The sequence below is a fragment of the Rothia uropygialis genome, assembly GCF_004137765.1.
Classification (GTDB): Bacteria; Actinomycetota; Actinomycetes; order Actinomycetales; family Micrococcaceae; genus Rothia.
Window position 1 is genome coordinate 559,326 of the sequence record NZ_NOIS01000002.1, and the last position, 25,808, is coordinate 585,133.

The window sequence follows — 25,808 nt, forward strand, 5'->3', positions numbered from 1 at the left end:
AACTCAATGCCTGCCGGTATCGCGATGATTGTTCACTATTGAGCCCGGTTGTGTCCAGCCGATTTTACTGTCAGCGGATTTGACGAGGTGCAGGGTGTCCCGACCTCGGGTCCCGAAGCGGTATTCTTTGTGGAGAAACGGGCGCGAAAGCACTGGTCGCGAACGCGTCGGAGCGGAATCAATAAGGAGAACTGATGGATCGGCTGACCTTCGTGGGAGTCCAAGACGACGGCGAACACCTCGTTCTCGAGTCTGCGGACGGCGAGCAGCGATACCAAGTTCGCATCGACAACGGCCTGCGCAATGCCGTGGTGAAGGCCCGGCGGGCTCAGGCCCCACGCGGCCTGAGCGGGCGCGGGGACTACGGTCCACGTGATATTCAGACGCGGTTCCGTCAAGGGGCAACTGTCGACGAAATCGTCGCCGAGTCCGGGTGGAAGCCCGAGCGAGTGCGCCGCTACGAATGGCCGATCCTGGCCGAACGGGCGCACATCGTCACCGCCGCGCGCAACGTCGTCGTGAGGTCCCTCGATCCCCGCTCTCGAGGACGCAAGACGCTCAACGACCAGGTCGTGGCGGTGCGCGAGGACTGGAATTTCGCAGAGGGCGATGCCCAGTGGAACTCGTGGCAACGCGAAGACGGGCAATGGAACGTCACAGTCTCGGTCAATTATTCTCAGCCGGCCCTCGCCCAGATTCCTTCCGGCGCCGATTTCCCGGCCCGGTTCGTGTACAACCCCGCGAACCAGACCGTGGTCGCCGGCAACGCCGTCGCTGAGTTCTTGTTCGGACAGCCGCATGAGGATGCCGAGGACCTCGTTTCCGCAACAAACGAAGGCTTGGCGGAGGCCTGCTCGCCCGGCGGGTCCGCCGAAGACTCAACCTTGCCGTCCGATTCGGCAGACGCAGGTACGGGATCCGAGGCTGTTTCTTCCGCGGACCAGGATGAGTCAGACGCATCGGGAGCACCGGCGCCCGAGGAAGCCGGGCACCAAGCCTCGGCCCCATCGCGGAAGCATTTGCGGGCGGTCGCAGCCGATGAGCCGACTGCCACTGAGACGCTCCTGGACGAGCTCGAGGCACGTCGGGGAACCGCGTCCGGGAGCGATCCGAACAGTGATCAGCACATCACAGGCCTGACCGAGAAATTTCCCGAACCCGATACCGACGCAGACGAGGACAATGCTTCCTCGACCGCGAAGCACGACGCCGCGACCGACAGCGATCAACGCGGCAATCGCTCACGCGGCGGTCGCCCGTCGGTACCGAGTTGGGACGATATCGTCTTCGGCCAACACCGTCCCAAAGACTAAGTGTGACGAAACCGGCGCACGACTCGCCACGGGGACGCAGTAACGGTATTTTGAGGTGTTACAGGTAGTCAACGACCTGATACCGCACGCTATGCACAAAGGTTTTCATGGGGAAAAAGCGTCGTAAGACACGTCCGGGGAGCGGCACTCATTCTGCACTCCCCCACAACGATCAGGAGCCGAAGGATTCGTCCGCAGAGGACGCAGCCGCATCGGCCCCTGGCTCCGACGCGTCGAGCCGCGAGCGAAGCACGGAAGCACAGCCCGCAGGTTCCCAGACGGGGAAGGCAGAATCCACCTCGAAAAGTTCCACCGACGGCACGGAATCCTCAGTTCAGAGCACAGATGATCCTGCCGCGGAAGAGACTGAGGGCCTCGCTCCGGGATACGAGTACGTCGGGCAGCAACCGAACGTTTATTCGTCCGAAACGGAACCGCTCCAGAGCCTCAATGACGAGCTCTTCGCCGATGCGAAGATTCCCCAAACCAAACGCGAGCGTCGCGAACAGGAACGGCGCCGGGCTGCCGCGGCCGCCGAACTACGACGCAGAGAACGTCAGGCCGCTGAATCGGCACGTCAAACGCAGGGCAAGCCCGGCCGCGACGTCGCCGCACGGGGAGGAACCGCAGGAGCCGCTGACGTTGCAGGTACCGCAAGCGCTCATCCGACGACGGCACCGACCGGCCCAGTGGCCCCGGCTAGCGGCGCGAGTTCCACCCGGTGGATTCGACAGGAAGACTCCACCCCTTCGAGGAATTCCGGCACGGCCGCGGGATCGACGGTTCCAGGCTCCGGCCCTGCTTCTGAAACCGATCCCGACCCATCGCATTCGTCCGGCAAAAAACCGCTTTTGTGGGCTGGAGCGGCGGTTCTCGCGGTGGCCGTGATCGGTGCAGGCGCTACGGCGGCATTCATCAACCACGACGACGACTCTTCAAAGGTCTCAGGCAATTCCTCTTCCACGTCCTCGAGCTCTTCCAGCTCCTCGAGTTCCTCGTCAAAGCCTGCTTGGTCGAGTCCTGCGCCTCCGCCCACGCCAACGGTCATCGAGCAACAGCCCGAGCCGACCGACCCTTACGGCGATGTGACGCAGGCGCCTGCGCCGGTGGTACCGACCGAGGCTCCTCCGACTCAGGAGCCCACAGCCCCCGCGCCCACTTCTGCCGAACCAACGCAGCCTGCCCCGACGACGTCGGAAAAGACCGAGGACCCCACGCAGGAGCCGACCCAGGCGCCCACGCAGGAGCCGAGCCAGGCGCCGACGCAGGAGCCGACGCAGGAGCCGAGCCGGGAATCTCCCGTGCAACCCACACAACCGACGCCGCCGGCTCCGTCTTCGGCCCCCGCGCAGACTGGGAGTACGGCTGCCGATGAGGGAGCTGGGAACGCCGGGCAACCAGAGCAAGAGGACAATCCAGGAGCCTCCGGGTCCCCCGGCCGTTGAGTCCGGTCCCCAATGGTCCCGAGACGTCGTGGGCTCGAGGAACGGGTTTGTCCTCGCAAAACGGCTTACCCCTTAGCCCCCGGCACCAACCCAGGCCCTGAGGGGAACCGACCGCTCTTCCTCGGTCCACGAACCGTGTTGTCCGACCATCTTGAGCGCGCCGGTGTTGGTGCGTCGCACGTCGTACAGGGCCAGCGAACCGTGGGCGGCAACGATAATGTCCCCGATGCGATGCCTGACTTCGGGCCGTATACGGTCTCCGAAGTATCCGGCGGAAATCAGCTCCTCCCTGTCGAGGATCCACGCACGATCTCCGAAATGATGAGCCCAGGCTTCAACGAGACGACCACGAACAGCGGCGTCTAAAGGATCCTCGAGATGCAGTTGCACCATTCTCGGCTCACCAGCCGTGAGCCGGACGCCCGCCACCAGCTCGGGAATACTCGAATAGTCCACACGGTCCGCCTCGGGGATGTCGACCATTCCGTGATCGGCCGTGAGGAGAATCAAGGTATCGGGGCCAACTCGAGACGAGAGCCTCTTGAGCCCGTTGTCCAGTTCTTCAAGGGCTTCCAGCCAACGCTCTGACGTGCAACCGTATTTGTGGCCGGTCTGATCCAATTCTCCCCAGTAGAGGTACATGAACGTCGGGTTCCGGGTCTTGAGGATATCCGCTGCCTGGCTCACGCGGGCAAGCGTCGATCCGGCTGCCACGAAACGGCTCCCGCGCAGTGCCGCACGGGTAAGAGCGCTGTCTTCGTATGCGGACATGGACACGGTGACGGCTTCTCCGAGACCGTTGAGCCGCTCGAAGACCGTCGGATGGGGTTGCCAATGCAACGGATCCACGGCTGGGTCCCATCCGGAGAGCTGGTTCACGACGACGCCCCGGTCGGGATCGACGACGTCGTAGCCGACCATGCCCGTCTGCCCCGTCGGCATGCCGGTTCCGAGTACGGCGAGGGATGCCGCGGTCGTCGACGGCAAGGCAGAATCGAGCTCGCCCAGATCGAGGGATTTCCGGAGGTGAGGCGCATGTCCGCCGTGTCGAGAGAGCAAGCTTCTCCCCAAACCGTCCACGAGCACCACACACACGTTACGATAAGGCCCTCGTCCCTTGCCGTTTGCGGCAAGGCGCCCCCCGAGATCCAACGAGTCCGGGAATTCGGTTCTCCGCTCCGATTCCGCGACCGGTCTGTACAGGGACGCTGCCGAGGTCATGAGGTCGGCGATCGAGGCCTCCCCGTAGCGAGGTGGCGCCGGGAACGCTTGTCCCGAAAGATCCTTACGAGGGTTCGTGCAGCTCATGCCGGGGTCCGACATCAGGAGTGGACGGTTCCGGACAGTGCCGTGTTGGCCCGACGCAGTGCCCGCGCGAATTCTTTGGCATCTTGCACTGCCTGCTGCCCGTCCGCCTCGGCGGATATGCGCAGAACGACGTCTTCCCTCGCCGCGACGCCGGTGTAGCCGTGGTCGGCGTCGCACTGGGGGTCTGAGCAACCGGCCGGCTGAAGATCAAGGCGATGGCTTCCGGTCCAGGACATCATCAGCGTGACTTCGGCGGCCAGCGCATCAGAGGTGTAGTTCTGCGGTTGCCTGTAGGCATACGAGAGTGTGACCGACGTGAGATTCCGAATGGGCACGGTCTCGGTCGAGACGTGGGCGACAACCTGGCTTCCGTCTTCGTCCAAGGTTTGGTCATCAACGTGCGTGATCTGAACGATTTCCCCGGCCAAGGCCACCACGGTCACGTGGCGGTGAACTTCGGTCTGGTCGAAGTGAGTCTCCAGGTGAACCAAGTGTGAGGATGGGATCTGCCCATCCAAGGCATCCCGCACCACGTCGCTGACCAACTGAGGGTAAAATCCCGCGTTGACGATATCGCGGTCTAGGTTCTGCCCGTTGTTTCCTGACTCAGCCATGCACTCGCTTCCGATGGTCGATGTTGACGGCGTGTTGACCGCCCGGCCCCTCAGCAGGGTAATTCCTCGCCCAGATCAGGGCGCTTCATCTATTCTACGACCGATGCCCTGGCCGGGCAGCCTTCTTCCGTCATGAGCGTGACATCGTCCGACGAGCGCTGTCCGTTCTCTGCTGCGGATTGCCCAGTTTCACGGTGGAGTCCAGGACGGTGAGGGTCTGACCGGAAATCATGATCGGGTTGAGCTCGACCAGAGCTATTTCCGGGTGCCTGTCCTTGAGTTCGGCCACCCGACGGATGAGGTCTTCGAGGAGATCCACCCGGACCGGAGGCAATCCATCGTAGCCGAAGAGCTTTCTGGATGCCTTGGGCGATCGGACGAGCTTTTCGACGTCCCTCTGTGTCAATGGCGGAACACGGTGCGCCCAGTCGTCCAGCAAGTTGACCGAGTCCCCCGACATGCCGAAAGACACAACCGGACCGAGCAGAGGATCCTCCATTGCACGAATCACACAGTTCTGCCCCGTGGGAGCCATGCTCTGGACCTCGAGGTCGAAGTCCCCGTACGTCGCCAGCGTGCGTCGCATCAGATCGATGTCCCTCACGAGCGATTCTTGGTCTTCGATTCCGAGCCGTACTCCCCCAAGGTCCAACCGATGTCGCATGGTCGGATCGATGGCTTTGAGCGCAACGGGGTAGCCGAGTTTCTCGGCGGCCTGGCACGCCTCGTTCTTGGTCTCGAAGGGCACCGATTCCAGGACGGTGATTCCGTAGGCGCCCAGCAGTTCGGCGGTTCGACGCGGATCCAGTTCCAACAGCCCCTCTCCCGGGATCTTGGGTTTAAGCTCCTCGATCCTTTCCTCGACCGCTTTGGCGTTCACGCCCTCGATGTCCTCGACGAAAACGTCTTCCTGGGCCCGCCACGCCACGTAATCCATCGCCGCGGCGAGCGCACCGATGGCGGCCCCCGGGCTCTCGTAGCAAGGAACGCCCGGGTAGTTGCAGGACTCGGCGGCTCTTGCATCTCGGTATTCGCGAGGGCACGGATAAATTCCGCGCTGATACGGGGTAGGCTCCATGACGCCGGTGAAGGCGGCGAGCACGGGTTTGCCTGTTTCGACGCCACAATCCGCCAAGACTTCGGTTATTTCGTCCTGCCCGACCTGAGGAGAAGGCAGGAACGAGGCAACAGCTGCGTCGACTTCGGAGGAGCGCAATGCAGTGAGCACGGAGTCCCGGATCATGTCCAGAGCATCGATGTCGGGACTGGCAGTGTCGAGCACGTGCTCGGTGTGCTTGGCCTCGACGCCGTGGCTCGTGCAGGCGTCCGCGATGACCTGACCGAGGGCGAAGGCGTTGGAGAAAACCGCGACCCGCCGGCCTCGCGGCAGAGGTTGGGACACGAGCAACTGTGCAATGTCCATAAGGTGTTCGGAGGTTTCGGCTCTGATCACTCCGGACTGGCGGAACATTTCATTGAGGGCTTCCGGCGGAGCGGAACTCGTGCGGCCCGTATGTCCGGGAGGCAATTGGACACCGGTAACATCCGACTTCGCGACCACGACGGGTTTGCTTCGAGCCAGGCGACGGGCGATCCGGGAGAATTTGCGGGGATTGCCGATCGATTCGAGGTACATGCAGCACGCGGTGGTTTCGCCGTCGTCCTCCCAGTACTGCATCATGTCGTTTCCGGAGACGTCGGCGCGATTCCCGGCGGAGAGGACCGAAGAGAACCCCAGCTGGCGTCTGCGTGCCGATGTGTACAGCAGCACTCCGATAGCCGCCGATTGGCTGAAGAGTCCAAGATCTCCGGGTTGGGGCCTGGCTTCGCCGAGGGAGGCGTTGAGGTTCACGGCCGGATCCGTGTTGATGAGCCCCAAGGAGGCCGGCCCGATCACTCGCATCCCGAAGCTTCGGGCAGTGCGCACGAGAGCTTGTTGACGAGCCCTCCCTCGCGCACCGTCGTCGGCGTATCCGCCCGTGACGATGCACACACCGCGTACGCCCACGCTGCCGCATTCCTCGACGACGCCCGCGACGGCCGAGATCGGCACGGTGATGATCGCGAGGTCAACGGGTTCGGGGACGTCTGCGATGCTTGGGTACGCTTTCATGCCTGCAAGTTCGAAGGCCTCGGGGTTGATTCCGTAGACCGGGCCCGTGAACCCGCCCTCGACGATGTTGACGAGGATCTCGTGTCCGACCTGGTTCCAATCACGGGAGGCCCCGATGATTGCGACCGATCTGGGAGCGATCAAGGAGGACACGGATTTCGCTTCGGCGCGGTGCTCGCGGGACGCCATGACCTCTCGTGATTTTTCGGTGGGGTCGATGTTGAAATTGACCATGACGACGCCGTCGTCGAATACCCGCGCAACCTCGAACCCGGCCTCCGAGAACACGTTGAGCATTTTTCGGTTCTCCGGAAGCACTTCCGCCGAGAATTTGGTGATTCCCCTCTCCAACCCTGCTGCAGCGAGGTGCTCGAGGAGAATCGATCCTATGCCCCGGCCGTGGTGGGCATCCGAGATGAAGAACGCGACTTCCGCCTCGTGGGGATCGTTCGTTCGGTCGTAACGGCCGATGCCGATCATTTCTTTTCCGAGCATGATCACGAAAGCCACGCGGTCATGATGGTCGACGGTGGTGAATCGAGCGAGCTCTTTGGCGCTCAAGGACGATTTGTAGGTGAAGAACCGCAAGTAGATGGTTCGTTCCGACTGACGGGAATACATCGCGGCGAGCGCATCCTGGTCGGTCGGGAGAACGGGACGGAGGTGGGCGGTTGCGCCGTCACGCAACACCACGTCGGCTTCCCAGTGGGAGGGGTATACATTCTCTTCGGCCATGCTCCCAGTCTAGTAGCGCAAGTCACAGGAGCCTATTGTTCTAGACTGGTGAGGCCCAGAACCGTCAGACCGTGAGGATCCATAGATGGCCCCCCGCCGTAAGTCGTCGAATACTCCCGAGGATTTCCCGCTCGACGTCGTCGAGAACATCGTCGATATCGATGTGTCGTCCGAAATGGAAACGAGTTTCCTCGAGTACTCGTATTCGGTGATCTATTCCCGTGCGCTTCCGGACGCACGGGACGGTCTCAAGCCTGTGCAACGGCGCATTCTCTTTATGATGACCCAAATGGGACTACGCCCGGATCGGGGCCACGTGAAGTCTGCCCGCGTGGTCGGAGAGGTCATGGGCAAGTTGCATCCTCACGGGGACAGCGCCATCTACGACGCCATGGTTCGGTTAGCGCAGCCTTTCGCGATGCGCTTGCCCTTGGTCGACGGGCACGGGAATTTCGGCTCGGTCGACGACGGTCCCGCGGCCGCCCGTTACACCGAGGCCCGTATGGCACCTGCTTCTCTCGCTCTGACCGGCGATCTGGACGAAGACGTCGTGGATTTCGTGCCCAATTACGACAACCAGTTCACGCAACCGGGCGTCCTGCCTGCGGCATTCCCGAATCTGCTGGTCAACGGTTCCTCGGGCATTGCCGTGGGCATGGCGACCAATATGGCCCCACATAATCTTCGGGAAGTCATTGCGGGAGCCCGGCATTTGATCGAGCAACCGGATGCGACCCTCGAAGAGATCATGAGGTTCATCCCTGGTCCGGATCTTCCGACGGGCGGCAGTATTGTCGGACTCGACGGAATCAAGGATGCATATGCGACGGGCCGTGGATCCTTCAAGACCCGTGCCAAGGTCAGCATCGAACAGGTCACGGCCCGGAAACAGGGCCTCGTGATCACCGAGCTGCCGTATCTGGTGGGCGCGGAGAAAGTCATTGAGAAAATCAAGGACGGCGTCCAGTCGAAGAAGCTCTCGGGCATCTCCGACGTCGTGGATCTGACGGACCGCAAGAATGGTACGCGGCTGGTCGTGGAGCTCAAGAATGGGTTCAACCCCCACGCTGTCCTGCAGTCCTTGTACAAGTACACGCCGCTCGAGGACTCGTTCGGGATCAACAACGTGGCGCTGGTCGACGGCCAGCCCCGGACACTGGGTCTTTTGGACCTGTTGAAGGTTTACGTCGGGCACAGGATCGACGTCGTTCGTCGCCGAACTGCCTTCCGCTTGGGCAAGTCCAAGGACAGGTTGCACCTGGTCGAGGGCCTTCTGGTTGCAATTCTGGACATCGATGAAGTCATCGAGATCATTCGTTCCTCGGATCAGACGGCTCAGGCACGTGAGCGACTGATGATGGTCTTCGACCTCAGCGAGGCCCAGGCCAATCACATCCTGGAATTGCGCCTGCGCCAATTGACTAAGTTCTCCCGCATCGAGTTGGAAACCGAGCGCGACGAGCTCCGCGCGAAAATCGAGGAGCTCGAGTCGATCCTCTCATCCGACGCCAAATTGCGCGCCGTGGTCTCGGACGAGTTGGCCGAGGTCTCCGAACGCTACGGAACGGATCGCCGCACCGAGTTGGCAGGCTCGGACGATCTGGCGAAGTTGGCCTCCGCCGTCACGGATTCGGGAGCGAAAACTGCAAAGAAGGGGCTGGGTCTTGCTCTGGAGATCGCGGACGACCCGTGTTGGGTCGCGCTTTCCACGTCAGGGCAGCTCGGACGAACTCCAGGAGGGCCCGGCGGCAGGGAGTCCTTCGAGGACCCCGGGAAACGGATCAAGCACGACGCCCTGCGTTCTTTGGTGCCGGCGACTGCCCGGGGCGAGATCGGGGCCGTCCTCTCCTCGGGACGGATGGTCCGTGTCAATGTCATGGACATACCGCAGCTGGAGCTCTCCGGAAGCGCTCCGAACCTCGGCACTGGTGTGCGGGTCAAGGACTTCCTGACCTTGGAGAAGGGCGAGTCGTTGATCGGCCTCGCGCCGCTGAATCAAATCATCGCGCTCGGTACGGCTCAAGGCGTCGTCAAGCGCGTCAATCCGGATTACCCGTTGAACAGGGACGACTGGCCCATCATTTCGCTCAAGGACGGCGACGAGCTGGTGGGAGTCACGCACGCGTCGAATGATGACAACCTGGTTTTCATCACTCGCGAGGCCAAACTTCTTTCCTTCGACGCGGCCAAGGTCCGCCCGCAGGGTCGTACCGCAGGAGGGGTCGCGGGAATCAAATTGGCAGAAGGAGACCGTGTTCTGTATTTCGGCGCCATCGCACCGGGCGAGCCCGCGGTCGTCGTGACGGTTTCCGATTCGGGCGAGGCACTGCCTGGGACTGTGGCCGGATCGGCGAAGATCACCGAGTTCAGTGAGTACCCGTCCAAGGGGCGAGCTACCGGTGGTGTGCGCGCTCACCGTTTCCTCAAGGGCGAGTCGGTTCTCCGGCTTGCGTGGGCCGGCAGGGGCCCGGCCAAGGCCGTCTCATCGGCCGGCGTCGCTCGGTCCTTGCCGACCGAATACGGTGCCCGGGACGGCTCGGGGGTTCAGCTCTCGCAGTCGATCGATGCCATCGGACCCGCCCTCGGATCCGGTGCAGAGGACGGTTCCGTGCGAGACGACGCCGATGATTCGGTCGACATCACGGCAAGCTAGTAACCGGACCACTGCGCTGGCCAGGCTCCCACACGGTGGGGCGGACAACTCCGAACACACCGGTTTCGGTGCATCCGCTAGTATCGCAGGGTTGCTGTCACTGGCACGTGGTCGGAGGGCCCCTCGAGTGACATGACTTTGCCGTCTTCCACACGGACGGCCTCATTGACCACGATGTGGTCGATCTGAGTTCTGGCCCACGCCGGGGCAACGCTCGGCCAGGTTCCTGTGGACACGCCCGATGACGGAAGCGCATCCGAGCATCCCTCACGTGAGGGAATGCTCGCCATGTGACCGTGCCACGGATTGGCGTTGTAGTCACCCGCGGCGATGACGGGGCGTTCATCTTCGTGCTGCGGAGAGCACACGGCGTTGAGAACGTTCCCGGCATCCGAGTCCCACAAGTCCATCCAATTCGGAACAGGACTAGCGGTGTGCACACCGAGGATGACCGGTTTTCGAGAATTCTGGTCGCGCGGTTCCACGGTCAATGTGCCCAATGTGGTCTCCGCTCCATCCCGGACCTGGTATTGCCCCATGTTCTTCGAGATCATGACCGTCGTCGGGGAAACCCCGGCTTTGGTTTCCGTTGCAAAGATTTGGTATTGCTCGCTCTTGCCCAGTTGAGCCAGGTGAGTCTCGAGCGGCCCGGTACTCGCCTCCGGCAGGACCACGACTTCCGGGTCGTCGGCGATGAGGTCGCGGAGATCATTCGCGTTCAGCTCATCATGGACGTTCCAGCTCACCACGGAAAGGGTTTCGCCCTCGGACGGGCCCGTCTGCGTCCCGGACACCGGATTGATCGCCATGACAACGCAGACGGCCGAGAGCAGGATCCCGAGCAGGGGCGTCACATTGATGGTGCAGCGCTCGTGCGAGATGCATCGAAATATCCAGCCGAGCAAGGCCCACAGCAAGAACAAGAGCCCCATTGCGCCACCTGCCAGCACGGGGAAAGCCAAGACCTGACCGAAGACGAGCCGGGTGGTCCACGGGGCGGCGATCCCCGTCCCCTGGGCCACCAACCATGGAGTTGCCAGCACGAACACCAGGTAAAGCGGCGGGAGCAGAAACAGGACCGAAGCAAGCTTGAGGGCTTTGCGCATGTGCTGTGGTGCTCCTTCGAAGGGCTTGAGCTGTTCGAGTGACTCGTCCGGTTTTCCGTCCACTCAAGCGGCTTGGGGTCCGACGTGCGGCTCAGCCGCGACGTACGGGTTACCGGCCCGAGCAGCCCTCGAGAGAAATGACGGAACGACAATGCACCAGATCGGTGGGCCGATGCGAAATCACTATCGTACCCGGAGCGTTGGTGCCCGATGCGGAAGTGCGCGTGGCTCGGTCCAGTTCCTCGATGAGAGACAACGCGGCTTCTTCGTCGAGGTGAGCGGTCGGCTCGTCCACCAGTAGAAATGGAGCTTCGGTCAGAAGGGCTCGGGCCATCGCGAGGCGCTGCCGCTGCCCTCCGGAGAGCATTGAACCTCCAGCTCCAACGCGCGTCTCCAACCCGAATTCCCATGAGTCGAGGAGAGGCCCCAGACCGACCCGGCGCATGATGGATTCGAGTTCTTCATCGGACGGAGCGGCCGTCCGCGGGCGGGCGAGAGACAGGTTACCCCGGACGGTTGAGTCGAAAATGTAGGCGTCCTGCGGGCACCATGCCGAGGCCCCGCGGAGTCTTCGGGATGTCACCTGTTCCGAATCGACGCGGATTTCACCGCTTTCGGGAGTCAGGAAGCCGAGCAGTATCGCGAGGGTGGTTGTTTTTCCGGAGCCGGAGGGACCTGTGATCCCCAAGGTTGAGCCACGGCTGACCTGACCGGACAGTCCGTTGACCGCGGGGCGGTCCATTCCCGGCCATCGTGCCGAGAGATTGTCGAGGGTCAGGGCCTTCGCGCCCATCAGACTCGTCTCCGAGGATTCGGCCTCTTCGCCCTCCTTCGCCGTGTTCGCCGAACCACGAGGTGTGGTGTCCAGCCCACGACGGATCTTGGCTACGAGGCGCGAAAAAGTTGGCCACGAACGGATGGCTTCAATGGCTTGGGTCGAGGGCTCGACGAGTGCCGTGCACAAGAGCACTGGGATAGCGGCCATCGGCGCGCTGATCTCCCCGTCGGTCACAGGACCCCACGCGAGAACGGCAATACCCAGCGCCGTGGCCCACCATGTGGCGAGCGTGAGCCCGTTGCCCAGACCGGTTGCGAATGCGGATCGCCGGGAGGCTCGCAGAGCTATGCGGTCTTGGCGGGTAAGTGCAGACAACACGGCGTCGCTCAGACGATTGCCCCTGAGGTCTTCGGAAGATTCCATGGCTCCGAGAGCGCCTCTCAGCGTTCTCTCGCTGGATGCGCGACTCACGGTGTCCGCATGCCGGTCGGCAACGAGGACAATCCTAGGGATGATCACCGAGGTCACGAACGCGGCAACGGCAACCAGCCACGCGGCGGACGGGACGGTCCAGACCGTAGCTACTACGGCTGCGATCATCGTCGGGACGATTGTGGCGATGGGTAGCAGGACTCGCGGCATGGCGTCGCGCAGTTCGTCGACATCTCCGACAAGCCGGTCCAAGAAAGTTCCTCCTCGCAACAGCGAGCGGAGGCTCAGCGCTGACTCCCCCATTGAGTTCCAGGCATTCATGCGCAAACGGTTCGCGGCGCGCAACACGGTGTCGTGCGTGAGCAACCGCTCGAGGTAACGGAACACGGCACGTCCCAGACCGAAGAATCTGACGCCCACGATCGCGACCATCAGATACATCATTCCCGGCTGTTGCGAGGCCCGGACAATCAACCACCCGGATAGCGCCGTGAGTGACGCTCCGAAAGCGACCGTTAGGAAGGACAGGCCCACGGAGCCCAGTGCTTGGCGCCAGCGCACGCCGGTAGCCCGCCTCACCGTCGCCAGAGTCTCCCGGATGCCGTGTGCTTTGACGTCTTCGCGCTCCGCGCCTCCGTCAACGATCGATTTTTCAGGGTCAGGTCGGCGCGTCAGGACCCGGAGCGTTGCCGGCTCTCCTCCCGAGCGGACTCGGGAGAGCAGGCTCTCATCCGATGTGGAGGAGAGCTCACGTCGGGTGATCCTCCCGTTTCTGTCCAGGACGATTCGTCCCGCACCGGAAGGGCCTGTGGAAACATCGTGAGTCACCCACAGGATCGTGGCCCCACCCTCTGAGAGTTCCTGCAACGCGCCGGTGACTTTGTCGGCCGCTTCCGCATCAAGATGAGCCGTCGGTTCGTCGACCAGGATCAGTTGACCAGTCTTGGAGTTCCCCGAATCCGAGCAATCGGACAGCCGGACCCTTGAGGCAGCCAGTACCCGTGCGATGGCCAGACGGCGTGCTTGCCCGGCAGACAACGCCGTTGGGGCGATGGCCTCTAGCTCCTCGAGACCTACTGATCGCAGAGCGGAACAGATGACGGGAGACCATTTGGATCGGAGCTTTTCTGCCTTCGGGCTTTGGCCAGGACCTCGTTCGGCTTCGAAGTCTTGGAGCCAGATCTCTGCGTCTTCGGGATCGATGTAAAGACCTACCTCGTCGGCGGCGGTCGCGGCCAGGAAATGGGGAGACTGTCCGATCCACGCCACCGCACCCGGCGTCGAGATACTCCCGCTCATGGTTGGTCCTTTCGAGTCGGGTCCGACGCGCTCAGCGCGTACCAGATCACCCAGGACCTTGAGTAGAGTGGTTTTCCCGCTTCCGGAGGGGCCGGTGAGGAGGGTCGTCGTCCCGGCGGCGAGTGTGAAGGAAATGTCCCGGAGAACCTGACCACGGCCCGGGTATCCGACGGTCAGCCCGTCCACGGATACGGAACCGAAGCCGTGCTTGGTCACCACGGATCGGCCGACGGGCTCGTCGAGGAGTTCCTCGGAACGACGAAGGGCTTCCACGCCGTCCTGTGACTGGTGGAAGGCCGTTCCGACATCGCGGAGGGGCTGGAAACATTCCGGGGCCAGCAAGAGGACCAGCAGCGCGGTATCGAGGCCGATCTCACCGTGGACGAGTCGCAGTCCGATGAACACGGCGACCAACGCGACCGAGATCGTCGTAATGAGCTCGAGGGCTAGAGAAGATTGGAAAGCCGATCGCAACGTCGTCATGGTCCGACGGCGGTATTGCTCGCCCAGTTCGGAGAGCGCTTGAGCCTGTGCTTTCTCCCGTTTGAGCCCGAACAAAACCGGCAGGCCCCGGGAAAGCTCCACGATATGTTGCGACAGTCGAAGCAGCTGAGACTGCGCTTCTCGCGTATCGTTCTGTGTCGTCTTCCCGATCAGGATCATGAAAATCGGCACGAGCGGCAACGTGAGAACGAGGACCAGTGCACTCAACGGGTCGGCGCAAAGAATCACGACCAGCAGGATCGCTGGGATCACGCCCGTAGAGACCAAGGCGGTGATGGTTTTGACGTAATAGTCGTCCAGGGCATCGAGGCCTCTCGATACCAGGATTGCCACGGCGCCGTCGCCTGTTGTTTCCCCGTCCGGGGAAGAACCCCGAGGCGCGGAGAGGACACGTTCGAGCAGCCCTCGCCGAATGGTGGATTTCGTTTCCGTAGCGGCTCTCTGTGAGACGACGGACAACCCCCAGTCAGCGGCGGCACGAAGCGCAAGCGATGACAGCCCGACCGCGACCACGCCCCAGGACCATGCTCCCCCGTCCCCGCCGAGCAACCAGTGCGGGAACAGTCCGTCCACGCCGGCCGACTTGGAACCCACAAAATCGGCCCAGCCCGACGAAGCCTCGCTGCCATGACCGCGCGAGATCGCGTCGAACGCGGCCTTCGCGAGGGCCGCGAGCAATGAACCCACGGCCGCGGCGAATCCCACCAAACCGACTGCCCTGAGGGCGCTGATGAGCCCAAGCACAGGGATGACCCGGCGAGCATGAGGACCCAGCGGCGGAGGCTGACTGCTCCGGCGCTGAGTCCTCGGTTTCTTGGGGTGTGTGCTCAATGAGCTGGTTCAGTTCGCGTTCGGATGATTGGCCAGGTCCGTGACGCTGTGGGCCTCGGGTATGTGCTCCGCCGAAAGACGCTTCCTGAACACCCAGTACGTCCATCCCTGGTACAGGAAAAGAACCGGCAAACCGATGGCGGCCACGATCGTCATGATTTTCAGGGTGTACGGCGACGATGAGGCGTTACTGATCGTCAAGGTCGTGCCGTCCGCAAGCGTGGTCGGGAGAACATTGGGGTAGGCGGCCATGAAGATCGCAAGAGCCCCGAAGAGCGCAAACCCCGCGATCCCGGCGAAAGCCACGCCTTCGCGGCCACGGGCGGCCATGACCCAGGAGACGATGGCCGCGATGACTGCCAGGACAAGCAGCGTGAGCGACAAGGGAGTCGCCCCAATGAACTGGAGCCAAATCGCCCAGGCCGCCATGGGCAGCAGGGCAATCGGCAGCGCTCGCACCATCATCTTCCGTGCACGATGCCGAACCTCGCCGTCGGTCTTGAGCGCCAAGAAGGCCAGACCGTGCACAAGGCTGAATCCGACCATGCCCAGGCCACCGAGCACTGCAGGAACGGTCAGCCAGGCGAAAGGCCCGCCCATTCGGTCGGCGTTGCTGTTCAGCGGGAGCCCCGTCGTCGTGATGGCCAGAGCGGCACCGATGAGGAAAGCGATAAAGAACGACGCCACGGACATGAGAGCGTTCCATCGAGGTTCCCACCGGGGACCGGTCAGCTTGCCGCGGTACTCGATCGAGACGGCCCGTAGGATCAGTGCCAGCAGAATCAACGTGAGCGGAATGTACAAGGCCGAGAACAAGGCGGCATACCACATGGGGAACGCCGCAAAGATCGCCGCGCCGCCCGTCACCAGCCACACCTCGTTGCCGTCCCAAACGGGCCCGATGGTGTTGAGCAGCAGGCGTCGCTCCTTCTCATTGCGGGAGAAGATCCGACCCATCAACATCCCGACACCCAAGTCGAAACCGTCGAGGATGACGTAACCGATGAGCAGGACCCCGACCACCAGGAACCACAGGGTCGGCAAGCCGGGTTGGCCAACAAATTCTTCGAACATGATGGGTCGCTCCTAGTAGGCGAAAGCCAGAACGTCGTCGTTCTTGTGGTCGTCGGGGTCGTCGTCGTTGTCCTTGTGAGGTTTGACCAGTTCCGGCATAGCAGCGACGACGCCGGTCTTGACGTATCTGGAGATCAGGAAGACCTCCACAACCATGAGCACGGCATAGATCAGAACCAGGGCAATGAGCGAGAACAACAGCTCGCCCGCGGACACATTGGGCGATACCGCCGCCTCAGTGAACATGTAGATACGTTGACTCAGGGGCAAATCGGGGTTGGGCGCCACGACGAAGGGCTGGCGGCCCATTTCGGTGAAGATCCAACCGGCAATATTTGCACCGAAGGGCGCGAAGATTCCAAAGATGGCGAGACGCATGAGCCACTTGGCTTGTGGAACCGTGCCCTTGCGCGTTACCCACCACGCGAAGACGCAGGACGCGGCCGCCAGACCGCCAAAGGTGATCATGATTCTGAAGCCCCAGTAGGTGACCTCCATCAGCGGAAGATAACTGATCTCCGATCCTGCACGGTCCCCGTACAGCGACTTATCGGCGAGGTTGGTCCCGTACATGTGCTGGTACTCGGGCATCAGCGTCGTGATACCCGGGATGTTCGTCGTGAAGTCGTCGTGAGCGAGGAAGGACAGCAACCCGGGGAGCTCGATCAACGTGTTGACGTCGTCGCAGTTCTGAGATCCCAGATCGGAGATTGTCATTACGGAGAAGGCAGTGCCGTCGTGGCACGCCGCCTCTGCGGCGGCCATTTTGAGCGGCTGCTGTTCGAACATCAGCTGACCCTGGATGTGCCCGCTGAACGCTGTACCCAAGAATCCGATGAGGCCGACGAGGATTCCGACGCGCAGGGAACGGAACCACACCGTGTGGTCCTTCTTATCCTGGGCCCCGTGACCCGAATCGCCGACGACGACTCGACCCTCGGCGTCGACCGTGTCAATACCCTTAGCCCGTCGCTTCCAGAGCTTGTACCAGGCGATGCCGAGAAGGAAAGAGCCAGCGACGGCCAGAGAGCCGAAAAGCGTGTGGATGATAGCAACGATCGCGGTGTTGTTGGTCAGTACTGCGACGATGTCGTTGAGAATCGGCCTGCCATTGACGATTTCGTAACCAACCGGGTGTTGCATCCACGAGTTTGCGATGACGATGAAGAAAGCCGAGAGCCACGAAGCCGCCACTGCCGCACACAGACACAGCGCGTGGACCACGGGCTTGAGCTTCTTCCATCCGAAGATCCACAAGCCCAAGAACGTCGACTCGATGAAGAAGGCCAGCAGGCCTTCCATGGCCAGTGGAGCACCGAAGACGTCGCCGACGAATCGGGAGTATTCGCTCCACGCCATACCGAATTGAAATTCTTGGACCAGCCCCGTGGCCACGCCCATGATGAAGTTGATCAGGTAGAGCTTGCCCCAGAATTTCGTGAGTCTGAGGTACTCTTCCTTGCCCGTCTTGATCCACATGATATTGAAGATCGCAACGACCATCCCGAGGCCCAGGGTCAGAGGCACCATCATGAAGTGGTAAACGGTTGTGGTCCCGAACTGCCAGCGGGCAATTTCTACAGTATCCACGATTCTCCTCGCGCAACTGAACGCACTCAACCGGTTCGGATCGGACCGGACACCTATAAGGTAGCAACCGCCCCTGGGCGTCCAGTGACACTCTGTCAGGTGCTTTCTTGACAGGCTAGAAAGGGTGATTTCCACCCTTTGGCCAGCCCGAAAGGCGCCTCGAATGAGAAACCCCTAATGTCATGCTTTGGGTCCTAGCAACCCTTTCGCACGGACTGCCTCGCGTTCATCTCGAAGCTCGGAAACACTGGTGTTGAGTCGTTCCTGAGTATCCTGAGTCAATTTCAATTCATGATTAATCTCACACACGCCTGACCTGCACGAGACGGGGAACGAGCTGATGAGCCCTTCATCCACGCCATAGGATCCGTCCGAGACGACGCCCATCGAGGTCCAGTTCCCCTCATTGGTTCCATGGATCCAGTCACGCATGTGCGACAGGGCGGCGTGCGCCGCGGACGCGACGGATGAACCTCCCCGAACCCTGATGATGTCAGCCCCGCGTTGAGCGACGGTAGGGATGAAGTCCTCACGGATCCACTCTTCGCCCAGGCCGTTCTCGCCAAGGACCTCACGGGCGGGACGGCCGGATACGGTCGCGAACTCGAGGTCCGGCACCTGCGTTGCAGAGTGATTTCCCCAGATGGTCATGCGGCGGATATCCCCCACTCGGGAATTCGTCGCCTGCGCCAATTGGGCCACCGCACGGTTGTGATCCAGTCTGGTGAGGGCCGTGAAACGTTCGGTCGGGATATCCGGGGCGTGAGATGCGGCGATGAGAGCATTCGTATTCGCCGGGTTGCCTACGACGACGATGCGCACATCGTCCGCCGCGCCCCGGTTCAGCGCAGCGCCCTGGACCGAGAAGATGCCTGCATTCGCTTCCAGAAGGTCTGCGCGCTCCATGCCTTTCTGCCGAGGTTTCGAACCGATCAGAAGTCCGACGTTGGCGCCCTCGAAGGCTTGCTCGGCATCGTCGAAGATATTGACGGACTCGAGAAGCGGGAACGCACCGTCGGCCAGTTCCATCGCGGTTCCTTCGGCTGCTTGTCGAGCCTGGGGGATTTCCAAGAGCCGAAGCCGTATGGGCTGGTTCTTTCCCAGCATCTCCCCGTGAGCGATTCGGAAAAGACTCGCGTAACCGATCTGACCGGCCGCACCGGTGACGGTCACAGTGACTGGTGGATTCGAGAATTCGGCGTTGTTACTCATACCGCAGAGTATAGTGGCGTGGTCCACTCCGGGTGGATCCCCTGCGGACTCCCGTGGTTAGGCGTCGATCTGTTCGAGATCCAGCTGGTCGGCGTTGCTGATCAAGAATTCCTTGCGGGGAGCGACTTCGGATCCCATGAGCAGCGAGAAGGCACGCTCTGCCGCTTCGGCATCTTCGATGCGTACTCTGCGTAGCAAACGGTGCCGGGGATCCATGGTGGTTTCCGCGAGTTGGTCGGCGTCCATTTCGCCTAGGCCCTTGTAACGCTGAATGGGCTCTTTGTAGCGTTTCCCTTCCGCTTCGAGACGGGTCAGGATTTCGTGGAGCTCTTTCTCCGAATACGTGTAGACCATGTCGTTCGGTTTGCCGCCGCCGTTGATCACTTCGACCCGGTGCAACGGAGGAACCGCCGCGTAGACTCGGCCGGCGTCGACCAGCGGGCGCATGTAGCGGTAGAAGAGCGTCAGCAGAAGAGTCCGGATATGCGCCCCGTCGACGTCGGCGTCTGTCATCATGACGACCTTGCCGTAACGGGCGGCATCGATGTCGAAACTGCGTCCGGAACCGGCGCCGATGACCTGGATAAGCGCCGCACATTCTGCATTGGCGAGCATATCCGTGACGGATGCTTTCTGGACGTTCAAGATCTTGCCGCGGATTGGCAGAAGCGCCTGGTACTGCGAGGACCGAGCGAGCCGCGCCGTTCCGAGCGCGGAGTCACCCTCCACGATGAACAGTTCGGAATGATCGACTTCGTTGGAACGGCAGTCCACGAGCTTTGCGGGCATGGTTGAGGTTTCCAGGGCATTCTTGCGCCTCTGGGTTTCCTTGTGGACACGAGCCGAGATACGGGACTTCATCTCGGCGACGACTTTTTCGAGAACGGCAGCGCTCTGCTGCTTTTCGGAGCGGTTTCGAGACGTCAGCACCTTCTCGAGCTCCCGTGAGAGGACCTTGTTGACAATAGCCCGAGCCGCGGGTGTACCGAGGATCTCCTTGGTCTGGCCTTCGAACTGGGGTTCCACGAGGCGCACATTGAGCACCGCGGTCAGGCCAGCGAGCGCATCGTCCTTCTCGATTTTGTCGGTCCCGGCCTTGAGCTTGCGCGCATTGGCAGTGATTTCCTTGCGCAGCGTCCGTAGCAGGCCCTGCTCGAACCCGGTCACGTGGGTTCCGCCCTTGGGCGTGGCAATGATGTTCACGTAGGAGCGGACGTTGGTCTCGTAGCCGGTGCCCCATCGGAGTGCGATGTCGACCTCGCACTCGCGTTCTACCTCTTTCAGCTGGCTGTGTCCGTTGGAGTCGAGGACCGGAACGGTCTCTTTGAAGCTGTCGGAGCCCTGGAAACGCCATACATCGGTCAGTGCAGGATCGGGGGCCAAAAATTCAACGTATTCAGAGATGCCCCCGTCGTGTTGGAACACCTCTTCGTGCGGAGCATCCGCGCCTGGGGTTCCGGGCAGGCGGCGCTCGTCCCTGATGCTGAGTCGCAACCCGGGCACCAAGAAACTGGTCTGACGGGCGCGCTCGACCAGTCGTTCGTAGTCGAACTTCGCGTCAGGGGTGAAGATCTGACGGTCCGCCCAGTACCGCACTCGGGTACCGGTTACTCCCCTGCGGGCTTTTCCAACGATCTCCAGCGCCGCTTTGCCTTCGGCGGGGGTGAACGGCACATCCGGTTTGGGGGTGCCCCCGTCTTGGTAGACCCCGGGTATACCCCGTTGGAAAGACATCTGGTACGTCTTGGACTCCCGGTCGACCTGCACGTCCAGCCGCGAGGACAGGGCGTTGACGACGGATGCACCGACGCCATGGAGCCCTCCGACCGCGTTGTAGGTCCCGCCTCCGAATTTGCCGCCGGCGTGCAGTTTGGTGAAAACCACTTCGACACCGGCCAAACCCGTCCGAGGTTCGATGTCGGTAGGAATTCCGCGACCGTCGTCGGCTACTTCCACCGATCCGTCCCTGTTGAGGACGATTTCGATGGATTGGCCGTAGCCGGACAATGCTTCGTCGACGGAGTTGTCGATGATTTCCCAGAGACAGTGCATCAAGCCGCGTGAGTCGGTGGACCCGATGTACATACCGGGGCGTTTGCGTACGGCTTCCAAGCCCTCTAGGACGGAGAGCTGGTGGGCTGTGTACTCGGACTTCTTCGGCGACACTGAGGTAGGGCTCCTGACAATCTCGAAGTGGTGGTTGCCCTGTGGGGCGACATCCAGTCTAAGGGCATCCGCATGACGTCCAGGTCAACGCCGACAGCGAACGATGCTATGTCGGGATGAAATTGACGGTTCGGCGTGTTTGCATAGATGAACACTCAAACCGGTTAGAGATTCCGCAATCGGCCCGCCGCCCAGGTCGGGAACGGTGGAACCTGAGGAACTGACCGGCCGTAGACGTCAGGAGGAAAATCATGACGGCGACATTGGAAGCTCGAGAGCTCAACGCAACTGACCGTTGCGATTCCTGCGGGGCCCAGGCCTACGTTCGCGTTGTCCTCGAGAACACCGGCGGCGAGTTGCTGTTTTGTGCTCACCACGCGACAACCAACGAAGACAAGCTTCGCCCCATGGCCGGCTTGTGGCAGGACGAGCGCGATCGTTTGAGCACTACTCCCTCCGTTTAATTCGCTCAGCGAGCCTCATCCCCAGGGATGAGAAAATGCCCCGGATCGCACTTGCGATCCGGGGCATTTTTGTGTCCGTTTCTAGTCCAAGTAGTCGCGAAGAACCTGAGACCGCGACGGGTGCCGAAGTTTCGACATCGTCTTGGACTCTATCTGCCTTATACGCTCGCGGGTCACCCCGTAGACCTTACCGATCTCGTCGAGGGTCTTGGGCTGACCGTCGGTCATACCGAAACGCATGGCGACGACCCCCGCTTCCCGTTCCGAGAGCGTGTCCAGGACGGAGTGCAACTGCTCCTGCAACAGGGTGAAGGAAACTGCATCTGCGGGCACCACTGCCTCGGAGTCCTCGATCAGGTCACCGAATTCTGAATCGCCGTCTTCGCCCAGAGGGGTGTGCAACGAAATCGGTTCACGACCGTACTTCTGAACCTCGACGACCTTTTCCGGAGTCATGTCCAATTCCTTGGCCAGTTCTTCCGGGGCAGGCTCACGGCCAAGGTCCTGCAGCATCTGCCGCTGGACTCGGGCAAGCTTGTTGATGACCTCGACCATGTGCACGGGGATACGGATAGTGCGAGCCTGATCGGCCATCGCTCGGGTGATCGCCTGACGGATCCACCAGGTGGCGTAGGTGGAGAATTTGAAGCCCTTGGAGTAGTCGAACTTCTCAACCGCGCGGATGAGACCGAGGTTTCCTTCCTGGATCAGGTCCAGGAAGAGCATCCCACGCCCGGTGTACCTCTTGGCCAGGGAAACCACGAGGCGCAGGTTGGCCTCGAGCAGGTGGTTCTTGGCACGCTTTCCGTCGTGGATGACCCAGCGCAACTCTTTGCGCTCTTTGGCGCTGAGCGAGTCCTTGTTGTCCTTGAGCTTGTGCTCGGCGTACAGGCCGGCCTCAATGCGCATGGCGAGGTCGACCTCCTGCTCGGCATTCAACAGGGAGACTTTACCGATTTGCTTGAGGTAGTCCTTGACCGGGTCGGCAGTGGCTCCCGGAGCGATAACTCGCTGCGCGGGCTCGTCGTCGTCATCGGTCGTGGAGATCACAAAACCGTTGCCCCTGGCGGCAACAGTCTTCTTCTCTTCCCGATCGGGGTCCTCGTCTCCTTGCTTCTCGGTTTCGAGTTCGTCGACGGCGTCGGTTTCCTCTTCGGCCACCGGACCCGCAACGAGCGAGACAACATCTTCCGACTTGGAATCGTTGGAGGCGGTCGTCGACTCCGCTGATTCAACGGTGGACTTGTCCCCCGCCGACTTCTTGGTAACAGACTTTGCAGCCGCCCTCTTCGGAGCAGCTTTCTTAGCGGTCGACTTAGAAGCGGCCGTCTTGGCCGTGGTCTTGGTCTGAGCCGTGCTCTTGGAAGCCGTAGTGGTTTTTGGCGACGACGCGGAGTCGGCGCTCTTCTTTACTCCGGCGGGACCCGTGGTCTTATCCTCGACCTGGGTATCTCCGGATTCCGACTTCTTGTGTGCAACTGGTGACACTCAAAAACCTTTCTTCCATGTCCTGTGTGCGCAGGTGGGTAAAACACCTATGACCCTGTCAAGCCCGGTTTCCCGGAAATTACGGGAATATCACGTGGACTTGCAAGGCCGTACACACAGGACAACTTGGCTTGCGCCGCGTTTATTCCCTGATTGGAACGTCAATTCGTCGAACCACGTGAGGTGCAGTGCACCGTAGGCAAGACGGGGTCTTCGAAGCAATATTCTGTCAGATTTTTCCGCCCTGACCTATTTCTGTTCATCAGCCCTCCCGATCACGGCCCAACCAGCGCGGCAGCGGGCGGTTGTCCATGACGGCGTGCAGGAGGACTGCGTGTGCTTTTCCGGGATGTGTCCGGACCCGCTGAAGATACCGACCGGCTTGAGTGTTCAATCCGAGGAACCAGCTCACATAAGCGTTGGCAACGCTCGCGCAGTCAGACACCTCGGCGGTACCGAGCTGTTCGACGGCGTTCAAGAGAACCCTCAACGCCTGCACGCGCGGTACGGAGATCTCTTCTTCTCTTCGCCCAGTCATCAGAGCGACTCCGTCAGACATGACGGAAGCGGTGTCGGCATGAGTGATCTCAGCCGCGCGGTCCGTCAGCCTCCGGGCGGCACCGGGCCCGTCAGCCGCACAGGTAAGGAGCACGTATATTCCGATCGGTTTGTCCATCCAGGCGGCCACTGCGGCGCATTCGCCTGCAGACAAAGTCTTTGTACACTCCGCGGCAGCCGCTCGAGCGTCTTTCTGCCCCTCAAATTGAGCGGCCAGGCGCCCGATGAGGCGGGAAACCTCGTAGACGTCCGGGCACCCGTGATTTCGTTCATGACGGACAATCTCATCGAATTGCCGTCTCATCGACTCCGCCGCCGAGGCTCCCAGCACCGTAGCCAGTCCCCAAAGGCCTGGTAGACGACGGTCGTCCATGACAGCGGTTCCGGCATCTCTCACGACATGGCCTTGGAAAACCAAAGCGGTCCCTAATGGGCTTGCGAGGATCGTCCGGATGTTTCCGCCTCGAAGCACGGGCAGTGCTGGGCCGGGGACAGTCACTGCCCCCGGCGCGGAGCACCCCGGATCCTCAGAGTCAATGCGATGCGTAGAACTGGCCTCAACCGCATCATCGAATGGCAAAACGGTTCCCCAACGGTCGTGGGCTCGGTCCACGACCCAGGCTGTCTCTGCCCTCAACCCGAGTCGGGACGAAACCGCCATTGCCTGAGCCAATGCCGCCATCACCGCTCTCCCGCATACAAAGTAGCTCGACGCTTCGACCGCGGCCCCCTCCCCCGGCACCGTAACTTCCAACGATCCCGTGTGCCCGGTGAAGGCCGCCGCGTAGACCCTTTCGTTCTCTGCGCGAAAGGCCAGGGTCTCGGCAACAGGTGGCAGCGCTGCGGCCCATTCAGGAACCTCTGAAAGACTCGCCGGCAGGTCGATCCGCAGACATGGTCCGAGGTAGGACTTGGAGGCCGAAGCGAGGAGGAGCGACTCTTGCGGCCAATACCCCAAGGCGTAGGGCATGTACGCTAAAACATCTTCCGGACGTTTTGCCCCGGTGCCCATCGGTGAAGGGCCGGTTTGAGGCATGCGTGAATTGTTCATGACATCAACCTGCCTCAAAGCCCGGTACTCAGCCGCAGTCGGCGCCCACTCGGCAACAGAATTGGGTACAACTTGCCTCGAAACAGAAAGGCCGCTTCCTTGTGGAAGCGGCCTTTCCTTCAGTGTGATCGAAAGTGGGTCTAAGAGCCGGACCCGCTCTCATCATCTTCGTGTTCGGCGAGGAATCGTTCGATGGTTGCTCCTAACTCGTCCGCATCCGGGATTTCGGACTCGTCGCGTGCAAGCAAGGAGCGCGGACCGGCTTCGGTCATGGTCTCGTCGTATCGTTTTTCAAGGTGGTTGACCACACCTTGGACCTCCGCCGAGCTCCCGACCTGCTCATTGATTTGCTGCTCGACCTCACGACCTGCTTCCCGCAGATGGTCGGTCGGCAAATTCAGTTTGGTCGCCGCGCTGAGGTGTTCCAGTGCCGTCACCGCGGCCTGGGGCAATTCAGCCTCCGAGAGATACTGCGGCACATTGACGGTGTACCCCACCGTGTCGAATCCGCGTCGGCTGAATTCGACTTCCAGGAGGTGCCCCGCCGAGGCCCCCAGCTCGGCCAGGGGCTTCCACGGTGAGATGCCCTGAATCAGGTCGTGCCGGTTTCCGTGCGCGGTCACAGGCAACGGACGAGTGTGAGGCACCGGCATCGGCATCGACGCGATCGAGGCGACCAAACGCACCTGGAGCTTCTCGGCCAGCTCGGTCACTGCTTCGGTGAAACGCTGCCACTGCAGGTCAGGCTCGGGTCCGGCGAGCAACAAGAACGGTTGGCCCAAACCATCAGTGACGGCATACAACTTCAGTTCGGGAAGACTGACGTCCTCGAAGTGATCCTCGATGAAACGCACGCGGGGTCGCCGCGACCGATAATCGTAAAGCTGATCGACGTCGAATTCGACGATTTCTTCCGCGTCGAGCTCCGCGAGAATCGCCTCAGAGACTTGCTGAGCGGTAAACCCGGCTTCCGCGAAACCCGTCAGAGACACGACGAGGTCCAGGCCCCGGAGCCGCGGGTCGTTCAGCAGACCCTGATGACCCAAATACAACTTCTGCGGATCTTGCATCGGC

General features: G+C 61.7%; 16 protein-coding genes. 4 read left to right on the forward strand and 12 right to left on the reverse strand.

Going from position 1 to position 25,808, the window contains the following annotated elements; all coding sequences use genetic code 11:
• The first annotated feature begins 194 nt into the window (after positions 1-194).
• Both sepH and EWV35_RS13165 read left to right on the forward strand, forming a co-directional pair.
• Complete coding sequence (gene sepH / locus EWV35_RS06120; protein ID WP_129659101.1) at positions 195-1,313, forward strand: septation protein SepH; 1,119 nt, start codon at positions 195-197, stop codon at positions 1,311-1,313.
• 107 nt (positions 1,314-1,420) lie between these two features.
• A complete protein-coding gene (locus tag EWV35_RS13165; RefSeq protein WP_165168377.1) occupies positions 1,421-2,758 on the forward strand; it encodes a hypothetical protein in 1,338 nt (445 codons plus the stop codon).
• A gap of 72 nt (positions 2,759-2,830) precedes the next feature.
• Here the strand turns inward: EWV35_RS13165 and EWV35_RS06135 are convergent, their stop codons facing one another.
• The 3 genes from EWV35_RS06135 to EWV35_RS06145 all read right to left on the reverse strand — a co-directional run bounded on the left by EWV35_RS06135 (position 2,831) and on the right by EWV35_RS06145 (position 7,528).
• Positions 2,831-4,066 (reverse strand): alkaline phosphatase family protein, encoded by a 1,236-nt coding sequence (locus EWV35_RS06135; protein ID WP_129659112.1) that lies wholly within the window; start codon positions 4,064-4,066, stop codon positions 2,831-2,833.
• Between the two features lie 14 nt (positions 4,067-4,080).
• Complete coding sequence (locus tag EWV35_RS06140) at positions 4,081-4,680, reverse strand: DUF5998 family protein (RefSeq protein ID WP_129659115.1); 600 nt, start codon at positions 4,678-4,680, stop codon at positions 4,081-4,083.
• Positions 4,681-4,810: 130 nt separating this feature from the next.
• Positions 4,811-7,528, reverse strand: coding sequence for a bifunctional acetate--CoA ligase family protein/GNAT family N-acetyltransferase (locus EWV35_RS06145; protein ID WP_129659118.1), 2,718 nt, complete (start codon positions 7,526-7,528; stop codon positions 4,811-4,813).
• 85 nt (positions 7,529-7,613) lie between these two features.
• On the opposite strand from EWV35_RS06145, the gene EWV35_RS06150 reads away from it, so the two are divergent.
• Positions 7,614-10,181, forward strand: a complete 2,568-nt coding sequence (locus EWV35_RS06150; RefSeq protein ID WP_129659121.1) for a DNA gyrase/topoisomerase IV subunit A — start codon at positions 7,614-7,616, stop codon at positions 10,179-10,181.
• 77 nt (positions 10,182-10,258) lie between these two features.
• Here EWV35_RS06150 and EWV35_RS06155 read toward each other — a convergent pair whose 3' ends face one another.
• From EWV35_RS06155 to EWV35_RS06180, 6 genes are all read right to left on the reverse strand, one after another.
• A complete protein-coding gene (locus EWV35_RS06155; RefSeq protein WP_165168379.1) occupies positions 10,259-11,287 on the reverse strand; it encodes an endonuclease/exonuclease/phosphatase family protein in 1,029 nt (342 codons plus the stop codon).
• A 109-nt stretch (positions 11,288-11,396) separates the two neighbouring features.
• The gene (gene cydC / locus EWV35_RS06160; protein WP_129659127.1) at positions 11,397-15,131 is read right to left on the reverse strand and encodes a thiol reductant ABC exporter subunit CydC; all 3,735 of its coding nucleotides are present in this window, start codon (positions 15,129-15,131) and stop codon (positions 11,397-11,399) included.
• A 9-nt stretch (positions 15,132-15,140) separates the two neighbouring features.
• Positions 15,141-16,205, reverse strand: a complete 1,065-nt coding sequence (gene cydB / locus EWV35_RS06165; protein WP_129659130.1) for a cytochrome d ubiquinol oxidase subunit II — start codon at positions 16,203-16,205, stop codon at positions 15,141-15,143.
• Between the two features lie 12 nt (positions 16,206-16,217).
• Positions 16,218-17,795, reverse strand: a complete 1,578-nt coding sequence (locus tag EWV35_RS06170) for a cytochrome ubiquinol oxidase subunit I (RefSeq protein WP_129659133.1) — start codon at positions 17,793-17,795, stop codon at positions 16,218-16,220.
• A 180-nt stretch (positions 17,796-17,975) separates the two neighbouring features.
• Positions 17,976-19,007 (reverse strand): malate dehydrogenase, encoded by a 1,032-nt coding sequence (locus tag EWV35_RS06175; protein ID WP_129659135.1) that lies wholly within the window; start codon positions 19,005-19,007, stop codon positions 17,976-17,978.
• 57 nt (positions 19,008-19,064) lie between these two features.
• The gene (locus EWV35_RS06180) at positions 19,065-21,173 is read right to left on the reverse strand and encodes a DNA gyrase/topoisomerase IV subunit B (protein ID WP_129659138.1); all 2,109 of its coding nucleotides are present in this window, start codon (positions 21,171-21,173) and stop codon (positions 19,065-19,067) included.
• A 251-nt stretch (positions 21,174-21,424) separates the two neighbouring features.
• On the opposite strand from EWV35_RS06180, the gene EWV35_RS06185 reads away from it, so the two are divergent.
• The gene (locus tag EWV35_RS06185) at positions 21,425-21,637 is read left to right on the forward strand and encodes a DUF7455 domain-containing protein (RefSeq protein WP_129360923.1); all 213 of its coding nucleotides are present in this window, start codon (positions 21,425-21,427) and stop codon (positions 21,635-21,637) included.
• A gap of 81 nt (positions 21,638-21,718) precedes the next feature.
• On the opposite strand, the gene EWV35_RS06190 is transcribed toward EWV35_RS06185, so the two are convergent.
• The 3 genes from EWV35_RS06190 to EWV35_RS06200 form a co-directional block, all read right to left on the reverse strand.
• Positions 21,719-23,125 carry an RNA polymerase sigma factor gene (locus EWV35_RS06190; RefSeq protein ID WP_129659140.1) on the reverse strand — a complete coding sequence of 469 codons (1,407 nt, stop codon included), beginning with the start codon at positions 23,123-23,125 and terminating at the stop codon, positions 21,719-21,721.
• A 262-nt stretch (positions 23,126-23,387) separates the two neighbouring features.
• Complete coding sequence (locus EWV35_RS06195) at positions 23,388-24,719, reverse strand: hypothetical protein (protein WP_129659142.1); 1,332 nt, start codon at positions 24,717-24,719, stop codon at positions 23,388-23,390.
• 155 nt (positions 24,720-24,874) lie between these two features.
• On the reverse strand, positions 24,875-25,804 hold the full coding sequence (locus EWV35_RS06200; protein WP_129659146.1) for a proteasome assembly chaperone family protein: 930 nt from the start codon (positions 25,802-25,804) through the stop codon (positions 24,875-24,877).
• Between the last annotated feature and the right edge of the window lie 4 nt (positions 25,805-25,808).